We start from the raw sequence: 18,605 nt of genomic DNA, 5'->3' as shown, positions 1-18,605 counted from the left end.
GTTCGCGGCCCCCTGGTGTCTCGCGTCCGAGCCGTCGAGACTCGCGCCTGCGGCGCATGCGCTTCGACGACTCGGACGCGAGACGGGCCGCGAACTCCTCGCTCGTAAGACTCGCTCCGTAGTCGTTGCGTCGGCGATGGAAATGTCACCCCAAATGGAGCATCACCCCAAGAGGACGGCTTCCATCAGGGCGCAGACGCGGGCCAGTTGTTCGGGCCGGGGATCGAATTTGGTCAACCGGCCCACGTCGATCACCTGAGCGATGGCGGCGTGCACGCGGAAGCGCGCCTCCACCGGATCGCCGTCGAGCAGGTTGGCCCACTCCAGCACGTTCTGGCGCTGGATGGCGCGCAGCTTGTGCTGTTCGGCCTGCGGCAGATTACTGAATTCGGCGTAGTAGACCGGCATGATCTCCGGCATCGAGAAGGTGAGCCGGGCTTGGCGATAGGCGATACGCCGGACCGCGTCCGGACGGCTGGTGGCCTCGGCCAGCGCCTCGGTGATCGCGATGGCCACCCGGTCGCCGGTGCGGTGGAAGGCGGCGGCGAGCAGGTCGGCCTTGCTGGTGAAGTACCGGTAGACGCTGGAGGCGTTGATGCCGACGGCCGCGCCGATTTCCTCGATGCTGGCCTCGTGATAGCCCTGCCTGCCGAAGATCCGGATCGCCTCGGTGAGCAGCTGTTCGCGTTTCGAGGTGACCGGTAGGCCGCGGGTGGCCGGTCCGGGCTGGGGCTCGGTCGGTGCGGGTGGCAGTTCGGCGCGCAGGATCGACCAGCTCATCTCGCGCAGCAGCGGCATCAGCCGGGCGGTGGCGAGCGTGGTGCGATGCGAGGAGATGCTGGCGATGGCGCTGAGCACCCCGGCGGCGAGCATTGCCACATCGGCGGGCGGCGCGGTGGGGCGCAGCTGTCCGATCGGTTCGGCCAACGTGGCGTTGAGTGCGTCGTAGACCTTCCTGATCCGGGCGCGGTCCTCGGCCTCCAGGTAGCGCCGCTCCCAGCGATACAGTCCGGCCTCGCGGCGGATATCGATGGTGTGTTCGCTGATCGCCTTGATCAGGGCATCGAGCCTGGCTTCGGGCTCCAGATCCGGGTTGTCGGCGGTGCGCGCGACCTGCAGCAGGTGCAGTGCGCCTTCTTCGGCGGCCGCGACCAGCAGTGCGTACTTGTTCGCGAAGTGGCGATACAGCGCGGGGCCCGAGATGCCGACCTCCGCGGCGATCTCGTCGACGCCGACCGGGTAATACCCGCGCTCGCTGAACGCGCGCGCGGCGGCCCGGATGATCTGGACCTTGCGATCCTTCGGGCGACGCCGCACCGGCTCCGCGCCGGTCCTGCTCGCACCCGCGTCAGGCCGCGCGGAAGCGAGACCGACCTCGCTGCGATCCGCGACCATGTAGCTCTCCGTTCCGGTACGGCGCTGCTGGTTGACAGCGCCGGACAAATCATCCTAAGTTAACCACAATTCGCAAAGTTAACCACCATTCATGGTTCCCACTAGCGATTGCTTGCAGATCGCTCGAAAGAACCATCCCCGCTGAATTCCAGACCAGGAGCACCAGATGAGCCAACCGGATTCCGCGACCACACCCGCCGGTTTCAGCGCCGTCCACGACGGCAAGGTGCTCCGGGTCACCATCACCAAGCCCAAGCGCAAAAACGCCATCGACTACGACACCATGGTCGCCCTCGGTGACACCTTCCTCGCGGCCGCCGAGGACCGCTCGGTGCGGGTGATCGTACTGACCGGCGAGGGCGGCGACTTCTGCACCGGCGCCGATCTTGCCGCATCGGCCGCCGAGGCGCAGCGCGGCATCACCTCGAACATGGTGATGGATGTGGCCAACCGGCTCGTGAAAGCCATTGTGGACGCACCGATTCCGGTCATCGCCCGGATCAAGGGCGCGGCCGCGGGAGTCGGCGTCGGCATCGCGCTGGCCGCCGATCTGGTCTACGCCGCCGAGGATTCCTACCTGCTGCTCGCCTTCATCAATATCGGCCTGATGCCCGACGGCGGCGCGGCAGCCATGGTCGCCGCCGCGGCCGGACGCCCGCTGGCCGCCGAAATGGCCCTGCTCGGCGAACGACTCCCCGCGCCTGCGGCCAAGGCGGCCGGGCTGTTCACCGCCGTGGTTCCCGAGGACGAACTCGACGCAAAGGTCGAGGCGGCGGCAGCCAAGATCGCCACGGGCCCGCGCCGTGCCCTCGAACTCACCAAGAAGGCGCTCAACGCCGCAACCCTCTCGGCATTGGACACCGCCCTCGCCGCCGAAAAAACCGGCCAGAGCGAACTGCTCCAATCCCCCGACTTCTTCGAGGGCGCGACCGCCATGCTCACCAAGCGCAAGCCGGTCTTCGCCGACTGATCGCACGAATCGGGCGCGCCGTGATCCCGGACACAGGTGCGCCCGCACAAGCGACTATGTTGATCGGCTATGGCTTACCTGGTTACCGGAGCAACTGGGTTCATCGGTCGATTTCTTATTCCCGAGCTGCTGAAACGGGAGGGGGATATTCATGTATTGGTCCGGCCGGGGGTCGATTCAGCGGACCGGTATACCTGTTGTGCTCGGGAGTGGATGGGTGGCGAGCGGGTGCGGCCGGTGCGCGGGGATATGGGCGCACCCGGGCTCGGTATCGATCCGGCGTGGATCGCCGAGCACCGAGGGTCGATCGACCACGTCTTCCATCTGGCGTCGAGCTACGACCTCGCTGAACGCGACGGCGGCACCAGACATGTCGTCGATGTCGCGGAGCAGCTGAAAGCCACTCTGCTGCACCATGTCTCGACGGTTGATGTGGCGGGCGGGTTCGACGGTCTGTTCACCGAGGACATGTTCGACGAGGGGCAGGTGCTGCGTTCGCCGATGCAGCGGGCGAAATTCGAGGCCGAGAAGATCGTGCGCGAATCCGAGTTGGGCTGGCGGATCTATCGGCCCTCGATCGTGATCGGGCATTCGCGCACCGGTGAGATCGATCGAATCGATGGGCCGTACTACTTCTTCCGGCTGCTGCGCATGGCCGCGCAGCTGCCCAGGATTCTGCCCGTGCTGGTGCCGAAGCTGGGTGAAACCAATATGGTCCCGGTCGATTTCGTGGCTCGCGCGCTGGCCCATATCGCACACCGGCCCGACTCGATCCGCACCACCTACCACCTGGCCGATCCGCGCCGACAGAGCGCCGCCGAGGCGCTGAATCTGTTCGCCGACGAGGCCGGTGCACCGCATCTGGTGGAGGTGATGCCCAAGCGCACCCTCGAGATGATGCTGCGCGTCCCCGGCACGAGCTGGCTGCTCCCGCGCGTCGGCGTCCCCCAGGATGTGTTGGAGCACAGTGAATTCAGCTGCTGGTTCGACTGCCGCAATGCCACCGCCGCACTCGCGGGCACCGATATCAAGGTGCAGCCGCTGGCCGCCTATGCCCCGATGATCTGGAAATACTGGATCGAGAACTGGGTCTGATCACCCTGCCTGCTCGTATTCGGCTCTGGCCGCATCGATTTCATCGATGTGTTCGATGGCCCAGGCCCGCAGAATGTCTACGGCGGCACTGAGGCTGTGCCCGAGCGGTGTCAGCGTGTATTCGACGGTGACCGGCACGGTCGGATACACCGTGCGCGACACCATGCCGTCGCGCTCCAGGCCGCGCAGCGTCTGGGTGAGCATCTTCTGCGTGATGCCCTGCACCTGCCTGCGCAACTCCGAGAAGCGCAGCGTGCCCGGCTTCAGGGCCAGCAGCACGAGCCCGGTCCAGCGTTCACCGAGCCGGTCGAAAACCGCGCGGGACGGACAGTTCGGATTGAAGATGTCGTATGCCATGGGATTGTTGGTATCCACCAGGTACCTATACCACTAATTACTGCCTTCTTTCATCTGGAAACCAACCCTCTTAATGTCGGTTTTCGTCGCAACGACCAGGAGGAAGTCAGATGAAAGCCCTTGCAGCAACCGGTGATCGGGCCTTGGTGCGGTTCGCCGACACCCCCGAACCAACGGCCGCCGCCGATGCCGTGATCGTCCAGGTCGAGGCATTCTCGGTGAACCGCGGCGAGATTCTCGCCATGACCGGCGCCTACGGCACGCCGACCGCACCGGGCACCGTGATGGGACAGGATGTTGTCGGCCGGGTCGTCACGGCCGCCGCCGACGGCTCGGGGCCGGCCGTCGGCACCCGCGTGGTCGGTCATGCCGAAGGCGGCGGCTGGGCAGAACGGGTGGCCATCCCGACCGCCGCACTGGCCCAGTTGCCCGACACCATCACCGCCACCACCGCGGCAGCTTTGCCACTCGCGGGTTTGACCGCATTGCGTCTACTCCGGCACGTCGAGGCCCCTGCGGGCAAGAAGGCACTGATCACCGGAGCATCCGGCGGAGTCGGTCACTACCTGGTGGAATTGGCAACGGCGGCAGGCATTTCGGTGACCGCGGTGGCGGCCTCGCCCGAACGCGGCGCCCGGCTGGCCGAACTCGGCGCGGCCGCCGTCGTCCATGATGTCGCGGACGCCGACGGTCCCTTCGATGTCATCTTCGAATCGGTCGGCGGCGATGTCTTCGCGGCGGCGCTCGCCCGGATCGCGCCCGGCGGCACCGTGCTGTGGTTCGGTCAGGCGAGCCTGCAACCGATCCGGCTCAGCTTCTTCGAATACCTGACGGCCTCGCCGTTCACGCTGCGGCATTTCCCGCACTGGGTCGCCGACACCACCGATGCCGAGGATCTGCGCGTCCTGGTCGACCTGACGGCCACCAGCCGCCTGCATCCGGAGCTCGGTAGGGTCGCCGACTGGGCCGAAACGGCAAGCGTACTCACCGATCTGAACAACCGCCGGATCCGCGGCAACGCCATCCTCACCATCGACGTCTGAAGGAGCATCATGTCGACCACAGAGCAGACCCGCGCCACCATCCTTGCCTATATCGAGGCACTCGGATCCGGTGACGCCGAACGCGCCGCAGGCTTCTTCACCCCGGATTCGACCTGGACCCTGTTCGGCGACCTGCCGACCGCGCGCACCTGGACCGGACCGGAGGAGATCTTCGGGCAATTCGTCGCGCAGATGATCGAGCGGATGGATGTGTCACAGCCGATCGGCCAGGAGGTGCGGACCGTGCTGGCCGACGGTGCGCAGGCGGTCGCCGAATGGACCACCCGCGCGACCACCAAGGCGGGCGAACCGTACGTCAACAATGTGGCGATCGTCTTCCGGGTCGAGAACGGCAAGATCGCCGAGGCCCGTGAGTATTTCGATACGGGCTATGCGCAGCGCATGCTGTTCGCCTAGTCGCCGGTGACGGTCAGGTAGATCAGTGCCACGTTCAGCAGGCTGATGATGATGGCGACCAGCCAGGCCAGGCCGGTGGTCACCCGGTGGTTGACGTCGGTGCCCATCAGTATGCGGTCGCTGGTGAAGCGGACCAGCGGGATCAGGGCGAACGGGATGCCGAACGACAGCACCACCTGCGAAATGATCAGTGCGCGAGTGGGATCGATGCCGATCGCGAGGATGATGATGGCCGGAATCAGGGTGACCAGCCGCCGGACCAGGAGCGGAATCTTGCGGCGCAGCAACCCTTCCATGATCATCGCCCCGGCATACGCGCCGACCGAGGTCGATGCCAGACCGGAGGCCAGCAGGCCGATCGCGAGCAGCAGCGCGGCGACCGGGCCGAGCGCATCGCCGACGGCGGCGTGCGCACCCTCCAGGGTGTCGACATTCTCGCGGCCGCGCAGGGTGTTCGCGGCCATCAGCAGCATGGCTAGATTGACCGTGCCCGCGAGCACCATGGCGAGTCCGACGTCGTATCGGGTGATCCGCAGCAGCCGGGTCCGCAGCGGACCGATCTCGGGCTGACCGTGGCGGTCCCGGGCCAGCCCGGAATGCAGGTACACCGCGTGCGGCATGACGGTCGCGCCGATCATGGCCGCCGCGAGCAGCACGCTCTCGGTGCCCTGGAACCGCGGCAGCAGACCACCGACGGTGCCGGAGGCCGACGGCGGCGAAATCACCACGCTGGCCAGGAAGCCGATGGCGATGACGGCGAGCATCCCGGTGATGACCCGCTCGAACGGCTTCTGCCCGCGATGGTTCTGCACCAGCAGCAGCGCCATCGAGACCACGCCGGTGATCACGCCGCCGACCAGCAGCGGCAGATCGAACAGCAGCTTCAGCGCGATCGCGCCGCCGACCAGCTCGGCCAGGTCGGTGGCCATCGCGACGGTCTCCGCCTGCACCCAATAGGCAAGGCGCACCGGACGACTCGACTTGTACCGCACCGCCTCCGGTAGCGACATACCGGTGACCAACCCCAGCTTCGCCGACAGGAACTGCACCAGCCCGGCCATCACATTGGCCATCACGATGACCCACACGAGTAGGTAGCCGAACTGGGCGCCCGCGCTGATATTCGAGGCCACATTGCCGGGATCGACATAGGCGATGGCCGCTACGAAGGCCGGACCGAGCAAGACGCTGACGGATCTCGCCCGGGTCGTCGCGTTCCGCGCCGACTCGACCAGGGTTGTACTCATAGAACAGAATTTTACGGGTTCCCAAACTTTTTGTTTAGCACTATCTATAAAAAACAGACCGCCCCGATTGTGCAATAGCGCACAATCGGGGCGGTCGGCTGGAAGTCGCGGGGATCAGCTCAGATGCCGAGGCCCTTGGCCAGGGTAGGCCAGGAGGCGTGCAGCTCGTCGTTCCAGTAGCCCCAGGAGTGGGTGCCGTTGGGACGGAAGTCGTAGGTGGCGGGGATGCCCAGCGAATCCAGCTTCGCCTGCATGTTGTGGGTGCAGTAATTGGTGCCCGCCTCGATGACACCACCAATCAGGATCTGGTTGGCCAGGCCGCCCGGACCGGGCAGTGTGTACGGACCGTCGAGGGTGTCGTACGGGCCGGGCAGACCACTGCCGGTCGAGATGTAGAGATCGGTGCCGCGCAGCCCCTCGGCATTGACGTACGGATCGTTCGCCACCCACTCCGGCCCACCGACCGGGCCCCACATGTTGTCGACATTGCCGCCGCCCCAGGTCTCGACGGTCAGCTTGACGAACTCCGAGCCGACCGGATCACTGGTCTGGGCGCAGCCGCTGTAGGCCGCGGCGGCCTTGTACAGACCCGGCTTGGCGATCGGCAGCGCGAGCACGGTGGTGCCCGAGGTGGACAGGCCCGCGATGGCATTGGTGCCGTTGGTGCCGAGCGCGCCGTCGATCAGCGGCGGCAGCTCCTCGGTGAAGAAGGCCTTCCACTTGTTGCGGCCGAGTACCGGATCATCCTTGATCCAGTCGGTGTAGTAGCTCCACTTGCCGCCGATGGGCTGGACCACATTGACGTTCTTGTCGCCGAGGAACTTCAGCGCATCGGTCTTGGCCACCCAGGACGCGCTGTCCTCACCGCCGCCCGCACCGTTGAGCAAGTAGAGCACCGGACGCGGCACCGAGGCGTCGGCGGGGCGCTGCACGTCGATCGGGAAGGTCCGGTCCATGGCCGCGGACCAGACGTACAGGCGGATGCTGCGGTCGTCCTTGTACTCGGCCTTGGTGATCTTCGAGCCGTCCGGCGCAACCGGGTTCGCCAGCAGCGTCTTCGAATCGATGATCGGATCAGCCGTCGCGGTAGATGCGCCGAAGCCGGACATGACTCCCGCGAATACCGCGGTTGCCGCGATCACCGCCGCCGCACGTGTGCCGCGACGCCGGATCAGACTACGCATCAATTTCACACCTTCACTTCGTATCGTGATTACGGGAGGGCTTCCCCTGGCCGCGGGCATGCACCGCGGCCGACCATACGGCCTATTTAGTCGTGACGATAGTGGACATCGTTACCGCAATGTTGCTCCATCATGCCTCAGCGGCCGGAATGTGATCATGGTCGCCCCGGATATCGCTGACCGTATTCGGCCAGTCCACCGAGGGCCCGTATCCAGTGTTCGGCGAAAGTCTTGACCTCGTCACCACCGAATACCTCGGCCGCGTAGTCGAAGCGCACGAGCAGGCCTTCGGCAGTCGCGTCGGCGGTGATATCGAGCAGCAGATCAGCGGCCGGTGCGTCGGTGTGCACGCGCGCCGGGCGCAGATCTCTGTAGCGCAACGCACACCGGCCGGCGGGGAGTGCGCTCAGGGCGGCGGCGGTATCGGGATTGAGATAGCGCAGCAGGCCGTAACCGACGCCAAAGGACGGCACGGCTCCGATGAGCCGTTTGACCTGCTCGATCGCGATACCCGCCGCCCGACCACCGACCAGCGCCTCCTGGATGTTCACACCATCCAGTTGCAGCGGGAGCGGGTAATCGGTGGTGAAGGCGCCGACGAGGGCATCGGTCTCGGCCATCGACCGGCTGTCGGCGTGCAGCCGGACCACCGGGCCCATCGCCTCGGTGACGGTTTCGCCCGCGGAGGTGATCTGTGCGATCGCCAGTGCGGTGAGCAGGACTTCGTCGATGCCTGCACCATGCGCGGCGGCCGCGGCGACGACGGCGGCGGTGCCCTCGGTAGTGATCGTCAGCGAGACCCGGCGCCGCGCTCGCAGGTTCTTGTTCGTGGCACCGGCCTTGGCGGCGGGGACCGCGCTCAAGGTGTGGTGCCACCACGCCACTTCCTCGATTGCTGCCGGGCCGCTCGCCCCCTCGGACAGCACCCGGAGCAGGGCGGACAGTCCGGCCTCGGGAACGGCGGGCGAGCGGTGCCTGCCACGCGACCAGGCCAGCGACAGCTTGTCGATGATGGTGCGCCAGGAGGTGTCGTCCACGACGAGACCGTTGGCGACGATGACCATGGTCGATGGCACCTCGCGGCCGCCGACCAGTACGAAACGGATATTGCGGCCATTGACCGGATCGAGTTCCGTAGCGACCGCACGCACCACATCGTCGACCGGCGGCGGCGTCTGCTCGATGCCGTATTCCAGGCTGAGGAACGCCTCGTCGAGACGCTGCGCCTCGGCCGGGATCTCGAAGACCGGATCGGCGCCCGCACGGTCACGATGCAGCCGGACCCACAGCATCGGGTGCTGTTCGAGCACCGTATCGACGGCGAATTGCACCGCTTCCGGTGAGTAGTTGGGCGGGATCTCGAGGGTGACGACGCGCAGTTCGACACCGGAGTCCAAGAGCCGCACGGCATTCGGAGTCAGCGACAGCGGGATGGGCGCGTCGTCGGGTTCGTCGCGACGGTGCGGGACGGCGTACTCGATCGGATCGTCGTCGTGGATGACCGCGAACGGGACACGCTCGGGCTGGACCGCGATCTCGGGTTCGTCGGCAATCTCGGGTTCGTCGTCGTCGAGGTCCAGGACCGGTGCCTCGACCGTCGGGGGCAGCTCCTCGATCGGTGCCGGGACATCGATTTGTACCGGGACCAGGACCGATGTCGGATAGTCGTGGTCGAACCCGGCCGGATCGGCGAGCGGTGCCGCGTACTCGTATCCCTCCGGTGCGGCGGCGTATTCGACCGGTGCCTCGGCTTCGGTTGGCTCCGCGGCATTCTCGACCGGGGGCTCGGGCTCGGTGAGCAAGGCGGCCAGGACGGGTCCGATTTCGGCGAGGGCCGCCGGTGACGTCATCAGCTCATGGGTCGCCTCGACCGGATGCTCGTTGATCGTGCCGTCGACATACGGCCGCCAGGCCCGGGATTCGGCGGTGTGGCCGGTGGCGCTGAAGAAGTCGAGTGTGCCGTGGAAAACCTTGTGCTGATGGTTGATTCCGAGCTCGACCGAGCGCACCGCGCCACGGTAGCTCTGGCGCAGGCGTTCCGGGGTCAGCAGTGCCAGTTCGGGCGGAATGTTGGCGTACAGCACCGCGAGCGCCTCTTCGGTGAGGTTGCGGATATTGCTGTCACCCAGCATGTCCGGGCCGATGCCGAGTTCGGCGAAGGCCGAGCGCAGTTCCGCCCAGAAGTCGGCGATATTGCCGCCGGTGCGGCTGTCCAGCATGGCGAGCAGTGCGACTTCCGCACCCGCGGACTGTAATTCGACGGCGACCGCATGGGCCAGCGCACCACCGAGCGACCACCCGAGCAGCCGGTACGGCCCCTCTGGCTGCACCGCGCGGATCTCCTCGACATAGCGCCGAGCCATGGCATCCAGCGAATCCGGCCGGAAGTCGGATTCGGACAGTGCGGGCGACTGCACACCGAAGATCGGGCGCTCGGCGGGCAGATACTGCGCGAGACCGGTATAGCACCAGGACAATCCGGCCATCGGATGGATGCAGAACAGCGCTTCGCCGGTGCCGTGGCGAATCGGCAGCAGCACGTCGAGTGCGGCCTCGGCGTTCAATCCGTATTCGTAGACCTCGGTTTCGTCGGCGGCCATGATGCGCTGGGTGAGCGCCGCGACGGTCGGATCGGTGAAGAACCACTGCACCTGGACCGCGATTCCGGTCAGCTCGCGCAGCTTGTTCACCGCGCGCATGGCGGCCAGCGAACTGCCGCCGAGTGCGAAGAAATCGTCATCGGAGCCGACCAGGTCGAGGCCGAGTACCTCGGCGTATACGTCGGCGACGGCCTGTTCCTGCGGGGTCGCGGGCGCGAAATAGGGACGCGGGGCGAGTTCGGGTGCGGGCAGCGCCGCGCGGTCGAGCTTGCCGACCGGGGTCAGCGGCACATGGTCGAGGACCACCACCGCCGAGGGCACCATGTGCCGAGGCAGACTGCGCGCGGCGTATTCGGTGAGCGCACCGGTATCGATGGTCCGCCCCACCACCGGAAGCACGTAGGCGACGAGAATCTTTTCCCCCGTCGGGTTTTCCCGACCGATCGTGACGGCGAACTCGACATCGTCGTGCCCCCGCAACACCGCATCGATCTCACCGAGTTCGATGCGCAGACCGCGGATCTTGAGCTGGAAGTCCGTGCGACCGACGTATTCGAGCTCCCACTCCCCCGGTTCGCCGACCCACCGCACCAGATCACCGGTGCGATACATCCGGGCACCGGGCGGGCCCCACGGGTCGGCGACGAAACGTTCCGCGGTCAGCGTCGGGCGGTCATGATAGCCGCGTGCCAGCGCGTTGCCACCGAGATAGAGCTCGCCGACCGCACCCGGCGGCACCGGGCGCAGCCGCGAATCCAGCACCACCATCGGCGTTCCCGGCACCGGGCCGCCGATCGTAATGCGCTGTCCGGCGATCATCTCGCTCCAGGACGCGGCCACCGTGGCCTCGGTCGGACCGTAGCCGTTGATGAAATGCCGTCCCGGTTGCCATTTGGCGACCAACTCGGGCGAACTGGAATCGCCACCGCAGCACAGGAATCGGAATTCGTCCAGACCGGCCGGATCGACGGTGCCGAGCACAGCGGGGGTGAAGATCGCGTGCGTGACCCGCTCGGTGCGCAGCAGCGCGGTCAGATCCGGGCCGCCGAGGATGGTGGACGGCACGATGACCAGCGTCGCGCCGTTGTGGAAGGTGCACAGCCACTCCAGAATCGACGGATCGAAGCTCGGCGAGCACAGATGTAGGAACCGATGCTGCGGACCGAGCTGGAACACTGCGGTGGCGTTCTCCACGGCACCGCCGAGGCCGACCTGGGTGACGGTGACGCCCTTGGGTGTGCCCGTCGACCCGGACGTGTAGATCACGTACGCCGGATGCTGCGGCAGCAGCGTGCGCAGCCGCTCGGCATCGGTGATCGGCGATGGCGACTTACCGGCCACGGCCGCGTGGATCGCGGGATCGTCGAGCTGTAGCCAGCTGGTTTCGGTCGACTCCTCGGGCAGCCGCTCGGTGTAGGTGGAGGTGGTGATGCCGAGGACGGCACCGGAATCGGTCACCATGTGCCGGATCCGGTCCGTCGGATAGGTCGGGTCGATCGGCACGTGCGCGCCACCGGCCTTGGCGATGGCCCAGAAGGCCGCGACCATCTCCAGCGAACGCGGGAAGGCAAGGGCGACAAGGCTCTCCGGGCCGACACCCCGATCGATCAGCACCCGGGCCAGCCGCGACGAGTATTCGTCCAGTTCGCGGTAGGAGATCGAGCGACCGGCGGTGCGCACCGCGACATGTTCGGGATCGACGCTGACCGCGCTGGTCAGCAGGTCCGGCAGCAGCCGGACGGCGGGTGTCTCGCCGCGCCGCACCGGTGTCAGCGCCTGCTCTTCGGCGGCGCCGAGCAGCCGCAGGTCACCGATCGGGGCATCGGGCCGCGCGACGATCTCGGTGAGCAGCCGGGTGAACCGGGCGGCGAACATCTCGATCGTCTTGTCGTCGAACAGGTCTCGCGCGAAGTTGAACTCACCGCGCAGGCTCTCCTCGGCGGTACCCGGCGCCCACATGGTCAGCGAGAGATCGAATTTCGCGGTGTCGACGGCGAAATCGAAGGTCTCCGCGCGTAGTCCGGGGAGTTCGAAGGTGCTGGTCGGCAGGTTCAGATACGACATCGACACCTGGAACAGCGGGTGCCGAGCCGTGGAACGCGGCGGGTTCAGCAGTTCGACCAGTCGCTCGAACGGAAGGTCGGCTTGCGAAAAGGCTTGCAGGTCGGTGTCTTTGGCATGGGCGAGCAAATCACCGAAGGTGCGGTCGTCGGGCACCGGTAGGCGCAGCACCAGCGTATTGACGAACATGCCGATCATGTCGTCGAGTTCGGCCGCGCCGCGACCGGCGACCGGGGTGCCGATGGCGATATCGTCGGTGCCGGACATGCGCGCGAGGAATACCGACAGCGCGGCGTGCACCACCATGAACATGGTGGCGTTGTGCCGGCGGGCCAGGCGCACCAGTCCGGCGTGCACCAGCGGGTCGATCTCGAATTCGGTGCGACCGCCCGCGAAGGTCCGCAGCGCCGGGCGCGGCCGGTCCGCGGGCAGGTTCAGTTCGTCGGGCAGATCGGCCAGCGCTGTCCGCCAATATGCGGCCTGTGCCGAGATCAGGCTCTCCGGATCGTCCTCGGAGCCGAGCACATTGCGTTGCCAGACACTGAAATCCGCATACTGCACCGGCAGCGGTGACCACGAGGGCAGCTCACCCGCGCTGCGGGCCGAGTAGGCCAGCATGACGTCGCGGACCAGCGGCGACATCGACCATCCGTCGGCGCCGATGTGATGGGCGACGAACACCAGGATGTGATCGGCGTTGTTTCGAGCGACCTGCGAGTAGTCGCTAGCGGCGGTATCGAGCCGGAACAGGGTGGCGCGGAAGGGCACCTCGACGGTGACGTCGAAGCCAGCCGCGACGATCTGCTGCACCTGCTGCACCGCATCCGATTCCGCGATCGGAATCGGGACCAGATCGATCGGCACTTCGCTGGGTGCGAGCACCTCCTGCACCGGACCGTCCGCGGTCTGCGGGTAGACGGTGCGCAGCACCTCGTGCCGCGCCACCATGTCCTCGACCGCCGAACCCAGTGCGGCGATATCGAGTTCGCCGGAGAGCCGGATCGCCACCGGGATGTGGTAGGCCGCCGAGCTGGGATCGAACTGGTTGATGAACCACATCCGCAACTGCGCCAGCGACAGCGGGATCTGCTCCGGCCGCAGCCCGGCCAGCAGCGGCTGCCGCCGACCGGAACCGGCATGGGTTTCGACCTTGGTGGCGAGGCCGGCCACGGTCGGCGTCTCGAAGATCGAGCGCACCAGCACCTTGGTATCCAGCGCGTCGCCGACCCGGGCCGCCACCTGTGTGGCAAGCAGCGAATTGCCGCCCATGGCAAAGAAGTCGTCATCGCGTCCGACGCGCTCCACGCCGAGCACATCGCCGAAGACTCCGGCCACGATCTCCTCGACCGGTGTCGCAGGCGCGCGGAAGACCTGGGTCTCGAACTCCGGATCGGGCAGCGCGGCGCGATCGAGCTTGCCATTCGCATTGCGCGGCAAGGCCATCAGTGTGACGAACGCATTGGGCATCATGTACGACGGCAGCACCGCGGCCAGCGCGGCCTTCAGTTCGGCGACCACGATCGGCGTAGCGTCGTCAGCCGGCACGACATAGGCCACCAGCCAATCACCGATCCGCGCATCGGATTTGACGAGCACCGCGGCCTGCGCGATCTCGGGCCGGGCGAGCAGTGCCGTCTCGATCTCGCCGAGTTCGATCCGGAAGCCGCGGATCTTCACCTGGAAGTCGGTGCGGCCGTGGTATTCCAGCTCACCGTGCTCGTTCCAGGACACCAGGTCGCCGGTGCGGTACATGCGGGCACCGGATTCGAATGGGTTGGCCACGAACCGTTCCGCGGTGAGGTCGGTCCGCCCGAAGTAGCCACGCGCCAATTGTGCACCGGCCAGGTACAACTCGCCGGATACGCCGACCGGCACCGGCCGCAAGCGCGAATCCAGTACGTAGACATGGCTGTTCCACTCCGGCCCACCGATCGGCACCGAAACGGAGTCGGCGTCGGTCACCCGATGGTTGGTGATCGAGACCGCGGCTTCGGTGGGGCCGTACAGGTTGAACAGGTCCGCGCCGTTGCCCTGGCGGAATCGCTGCGCGGTGGCGGCCGGTAGCGTCTCACCGATGGCCAGCACCCGGCGCAGCGATCGGGACAGCTGACCCGTCGACAGCGCGTCCAGCATCGACGGCACCACATGCAGGGTCGTCACCGACTCGCGCGCCATCAATTCGTTCAGATAGGCCGGATCCCGATGACCATCCGGCGCCGCAACGACCACCGTGCCACCGCATATCGCCGCCGTCCAGAACTCCCATACCGACAGGTCGAAGGTGGCGACCGTCTTGAGCAGCAGCACATCATCGGCTCCGAGCCCGAATTCGGCCGTCTCCCATAGCAACTGGTTGACGATCGCGCCGTGCGGAACCGCGACGCCCTTCGGCTGCCCGGTCGAACCCGACGTGTAGATCACGTACGCGGTATTGCCTGGCAGCAGTGCGCCACGGCGTTCGTGCGCCGCGAGCGGAGCGTCCGAGTAGCGCGACAGGTCGAGCTCATCGATCGTCACGGAATCGACGGCGTCGGTGTGGAAGCCGTCGTGCACGGAGCTCAGCAGGCAGACCGGTTGTGCGGTTTGCAGGATGTACTCGACGCGTTCGACGGGTTGATCCGGATCGATGGGCACATACGCCGCACCGGATTTCGCCACCGCGTACATGGCGACGATCAGATCGATGGACCGGCGGATGCCCAATGCCACCCGGTCCTCCGGGCGCACACCGCGCTCGATCAGGTACCGCGCCAACCGGTTCACCCGGGCGTCGAGCTCTGCATAGCTGAGCTTGCGCCCCGGCTGATCGGATACCACCGCCACCGCATCCGGCGTGGCGGCCACCGTCGCATCCAGGAGCGACACCAGCGTCGCGGTCGCATCGATCGGATGCGCGGTGTCGTTCCAACCCGCCAGAATCCGCGAACTCTCGTCAACGGCGAGCAGTTCGATCTCGCCGACCCGCACCGACACATCGTTGAGCACGGCGTCGAGCACCCGGACGAACCGGTCGGCGAAACCTTGCACCGTCGACTCGTCGAACAGGTCGGTGGCATAGCCGAAGTTCGCCACGATCCCGGCGGGCGCGCCGTCGTCGGTGTAGCGGTCGGCCAGCGAGATGTGCAGATCCGTCTTGGCCAGCTGCAGATCGAAATCGACCGTGGCGACAGAGAGTCCGGGTAGCTCCAAGGTGGTCTCGGCCAGGTTCTGGAAGGAAAGACCCACCTGGAACAGCGGATTGCGGGCGATCGAGCGAACCGGATTCAGCGCCTCGACGATTCGCTCGAAGGGCACATCGGCATTGGCGAAGGCCTCGAGATCGCGCTCGCGCACGTCAGCGAGCAGGGCCGCGAAGCTGTCACCGGGACGCACCCGCGTCCGGAACACCAAAGTGTTGACGAACATGCCGATCAGATCATCGAGTTCGCGCTCGCCACGACCCGCGATGGGCGTACCGACCGCGATGTCGTCGGTGCCCGACAACCGGGCCAGCAGTACTGCGAGCGCCGCATGCACGACCATGAACAGCGAGGCGTGATTGGCCCGCGCCAGCGCATGTAGTTCCGCGTGCCGATCCGCCGAGATCTCGAACCGCACCGACTTGCCCTGGAACGACTGCACCGGCGGGCGCGGACGATCGGTCGGTAGTTCCAGCTGGTCCGGCAACTGCGCCAACGTCCGTCGCCAGTAGGCGATCTGCTGTGCGGCCGGCGATTCCGGATCGTCCTCGTCGCCGAGTGCCTCGCGCTCCCACAGCGCGTAGTCGGCGTACTGCACCGGCAGCGGCTGCCACAGCGGCGCCTGCCCCTGCACCCGCGCGGCGTAGGCGACCATGAGATCGCGGGCGAGCGGTCCCATCGATGCGCCGTCGGCCGCGACATGGTGCACGGTCAGCGCTATCACATGCTCGCGCGGCGCCAGGCGGAACAGCTCGACCGCGACCGGAACCTCGACGGCCACATCGAAGGTCAGCACCGCGAAGTCGATGAGCCGACGTACCAGTTCGTCCTCGGCCACATCGACCGGCACCATGGCGAACCGTGTGTCCGGCACCGGATGGATGACCTGATGCGGCCGCCCGCCGATGCTCGGATAGGTGGTTCGCAGCACCTCGTGCCGGGACAGCACATCGCCGATGGCCAGCCCGAGCGCCGCCGCATCCAGCTCACCCGTGAGCCGCACGGCGAGCGGAATATTGTCCACAGCCGAAGTTTCGGTATCGAACTGGTTGAGGAACCAGTACCGCTGCTGCGCCAGCGACAGCGGAATCAGTTCGGGCCGCTCCCCCGCGACCAGCCGCGGCCGACTCCGGCCGGATCCGGCGGTGCGTTCGACCACGGCGGTGAAGGCGGCGACCGTAGACGCGTGGAACAGATCGCGGACCGCCAACTGCGTATCCAGCGCGGCATCCAGCCGTGCGGTCACCTGGGTGGCCAGCAGCGAATTGCCGCCTAGCTCGAAGAAGTCGTCGTCCAGGCCGACGCGCGCGACACCGAGCACATCACCGAAGGTGCCCGCGACGATCTCCTCGACCGGTGTCGAAGGTGCGCGGAACACCTTGGCCTCGAATACCGGTGCGGGCAGCGCCTTGCGGTCCAGTTTGCCCATCGGCGTCAGCGGCACCTTGTCGAGCACCGTGATGCACGCGGGCACCATATGCGCCGGCAATTTCCGCTCTACCAGTGCCTTCAGCTCCGCCATATCGACGGTCAGCCCGTCGATGGGGTGCACATAGGAGGCCAATACGGTGGTACCGCTGTCGAGTTCGTGCCCGACGGTTACCGCGAAATCCACATGGTCGTATGAGCCGAGTACCGCGTCGATTTCGGTGAGTTCGATGCGGAAGCCGCGGATCTTGACCTGGGAGTCGTTGCGGCCGAGGTACTCCAGTTCACCGGTCGCGGTCCAGCGCACCAGATCGCCGGTGCGGTAGAGCCGGGTACCCGGTTCGAACGGGTTGGCCACGAATCGGGCCGCGGTGAGCGTCGGTTGGCCCAGGTAACCGCGCGCGAGTTGCGCACCGGCCACATACAGTTCGCCGACCACCCGGTTCGGCACCGGCACCAGCCGATCATTGAGCACATAGGCGGCGATGCCGTGGATCGGCGAGCCCAGGGTCACCGGCTCCCACGGCACCATCGGCGCGGTGATATTGGTGGCGATGGTGGCCTCGGTCGGACCGTAGGCATCGAAGAATTCGCGCAGCAGCCCGCCCGCGATCGGTAATACCCAGCGCCGCACCAACTGCGGCGGGCAGGCCTCACCACCGGTCACCACGACCCGCAGTTCGTCGAGTCCGGCGGGCTCCACCGAGGCCAGGGCCGCGGGTGTCACGAAGGCGTGGGTCACCCGCTCACGCCGCAGCACCGCGGCCAGTTCCGCGCCACCGTAGACGGTCGGCGATACGACCACCATGGTTGCCGCGCCGCCCAATGCCAACAACAGTTCCAGCACCGATGCGTCGAAGGACGGCGAGGCGAAATGCAGTGTCCGGGCGGTGCTGATAACCCGGTATCGGGTCCGCTGTTCATCGCAGAAGCCGGATAATCCCTGATGGGTGACCACCACGCCCTTGGGGACGCCGGTCGAGCCCGAGGTGTAGATGACGTAGGCCGGATGTGCGCCGTGCAGTGGTCGCACCCGATCTTGATTGGTCACCCGGTCCACCGGATACCGCTGCAGCTGTTGCGCGGTGATCGGGTCGTCGAGGATCAGCCATTCGGCGTGATCGGGCAGGCCGCGGCGGACCGCGGCGACGGTCAGGCCGAAGCTCACACCGGAGTCGGTCAGCATGTGTGTGACCCGATCCGCCGGATAATGCGGGTCCACCGGCACGAATCCGGCGCCGGTCTTGGCCACCGCCCACACCGCGAGCACCGAATCCACCGATCGCGGCACGGCCACCGCGACCAGATCCTCCGGTCCGACACCACGATCGATGAGCAGCCGGGCCAGCCGGGTCGAACGCTCATCCAACTCGGCATAGGTCAACCCGCCGGAGGTGGCGGCGGCATCGGCGAATACGACGGCGAGGCCGCCGGGATTCGCCTCGACGGCGGCCGCCATCAGCTGCGGCAGGGTGATGACGCGCGTCCGCTGTGTCCGTGTCCGAGCCGGCCGCACCCGAGCCTGGCGCGTCACCTGGTCACCGCTTCCTCATGCCGACGTTGTCCAACCACCCGAAACATGAAGGAGCTCACCTACCCTGTAATCCCTAAAAAGTGCTCCCCTCCCAG

The 18,605-nt window shown here is 66.9% G+C and carries 9 protein-coding genes; 4 read left to right on the top strand and 5 right to left on the bottom strand.

Translation table 11 applies throughout. The features are described from left to right. Positions 1-162 precede the first annotated feature (162 nt). The gene (locus ACFYOW_RS43925; protein WP_387297097.1) at positions 163-1,395 is read right to left on the bottom strand and encodes a TetR/AcrR family transcriptional regulator; all 1,233 of its coding nucleotides are present in this window, start codon (positions 1,393-1,395) and stop codon (positions 163-165) included. Between the two features lie 166 nt (positions 1,396-1,561). On the opposite strand from ACFYOW_RS43925, the gene ACFYOW_RS43920 reads away from it, so the two are divergent. Continuing rightward, complete coding sequence (locus ACFYOW_RS43920; protein ID WP_387297095.1) at positions 1,562-2,365, top strand: enoyl-CoA hydratase; 804 nt, start codon at positions 1,562-1,564, stop codon at positions 2,363-2,365. 69 nt (positions 2,366-2,434) lie between these two features. Further along, a complete protein-coding gene (locus tag ACFYOW_RS43915) occupies positions 2,435-3,460 on the top strand; it encodes an SDR family oxidoreductase (RefSeq protein ID WP_387297093.1) in 1,026 nt (341 codons plus the stop codon). Here the strand turns inward: ACFYOW_RS43915 and ACFYOW_RS43910 are convergent, their stop codons facing one another. Beyond that, a complete protein-coding gene (locus ACFYOW_RS43910) occupies positions 3,461-3,817 on the bottom strand; it encodes a winged helix-turn-helix transcriptional regulator (protein WP_387297091.1) in 357 nt (118 codons plus the stop codon). A 110-nt stretch (positions 3,818-3,927) separates the two neighbouring features. On the opposite strand from ACFYOW_RS43910, the gene ACFYOW_RS43905 reads away from it, so the two are divergent. Continuing rightward, the gene (locus ACFYOW_RS43905; RefSeq protein WP_387297089.1) at positions 3,928-4,860 is read left to right on the top strand and encodes a zinc-binding dehydrogenase; all 933 of its coding nucleotides are present in this window, start codon (positions 3,928-3,930) and stop codon (positions 4,858-4,860) included. A gap of 9 nt (positions 4,861-4,869) precedes the next feature. Continuing rightward, positions 4,870-5,277, top strand: coding sequence for a nuclear transport factor 2 family protein (locus tag ACFYOW_RS43900; RefSeq protein ID WP_387297087.1), 408 nt, complete (start codon positions 4,870-4,872; stop codon positions 5,275-5,277). Here the strand turns inward: ACFYOW_RS43900 and ACFYOW_RS43895 are convergent. The 3 genes from ACFYOW_RS43895 to ACFYOW_RS43885 all read right to left on the bottom strand — a co-directional run bounded on the left by ACFYOW_RS43895 (position 5,274) and on the right by ACFYOW_RS43885 (position 18,510). After that, entirely contained in the window at positions 5,274-6,524 is a 1,251-nt protein-coding gene (locus ACFYOW_RS43895; RefSeq protein WP_387297085.1) for an Nramp family divalent metal transporter, read from the bottom strand. The two genes, ACFYOW_RS43900 and ACFYOW_RS43895, sit on opposite strands and share 4 nt — an antisense overlap. A gap of 119 nt (positions 6,525-6,643) precedes the next feature. Beyond that, positions 6,644-7,633 (bottom strand): alpha/beta hydrolase, encoded by a 990-nt coding sequence (locus ACFYOW_RS43890; protein WP_387297107.1) that lies wholly within the window; start codon positions 7,631-7,633, stop codon positions 6,644-6,646. 230 nt (positions 7,634-7,863) lie between these two features. After that, positions 7,864-18,510 (bottom strand): amino acid adenylation domain-containing protein, encoded by a 10,647-nt coding sequence (locus ACFYOW_RS43885; RefSeq protein WP_387297083.1) that lies wholly within the window; start codon positions 18,508-18,510, stop codon positions 7,864-7,866. Positions 18,511-18,605: the final 95 nt, after the last annotated feature.

The sequence above is a fragment of the Nocardia sp. NPDC006982 genome (genome assembly GCF_042869435.1).
Classification (GTDB): Bacteria; Actinomycetota; Actinomycetes; order Mycobacteriales; family Mycobacteriaceae; genus Nocardia.
Note: the sequence above shows the minus strand (reverse complement) of the source record. Positions and strands in the feature narration are given on the sequence as shown.

Excerpts from the sequence above, each read along its gene's own strand:
- ACFYOW_RS43915 (WP_387297093.1), top strand. The coding sequence starts at position 2,435 with ATGGCTTACCTGGTTACCGGAGCAACTGGGTTCATCGGTCGATTTCTT.
- ACFYOW_RS43905 (WP_387297089.1), top strand. The coding sequence starts at position 3,928 with ATGAAAGCCCTTGCAGCAACCGGTGATCGGGCCTTGGTGCGGTTCGCC.
- ACFYOW_RS43910 (WP_387297091.1), bottom strand. The coding sequence starts at position 3,817 with ATGGCATACGACATCTTCAATCCGAACTGTCCGTCCCGCGCGGTTTTC.
- ACFYOW_RS43895 (WP_387297085.1), bottom strand. The coding sequence starts at position 6,524 with ATGAGTACAACCCTGGTCGAGTCGGCGCGGAACGCGACGACCCGGGCG.
- ACFYOW_RS43925 (WP_387297097.1), bottom strand. The coding sequence starts at position 1,395 with ATGGTCGCGGATCGCAGCGAGGTCGGTCTCGCTTCCGCGCGGCCTGAC.
- ACFYOW_RS43890 (WP_387297107.1), bottom strand. The coding sequence starts at position 7,633 with ATGTCCGGCTTCGGCGCATCTACCGCGACGGCTGATCCGATCATCGAT.
- ACFYOW_RS43900 (WP_387297087.1), top strand. The coding sequence starts at position 4,870 with ATGTCGACCACAGAGCAGACCCGCGCCACCATCCTTGCCTATATCGAG.
- ACFYOW_RS43920 (WP_387297095.1), top strand. The coding sequence starts at position 1,562 with ATGAGCCAACCGGATTCCGCGACCACACCCGCCGGTTTCAGCGCCGTC.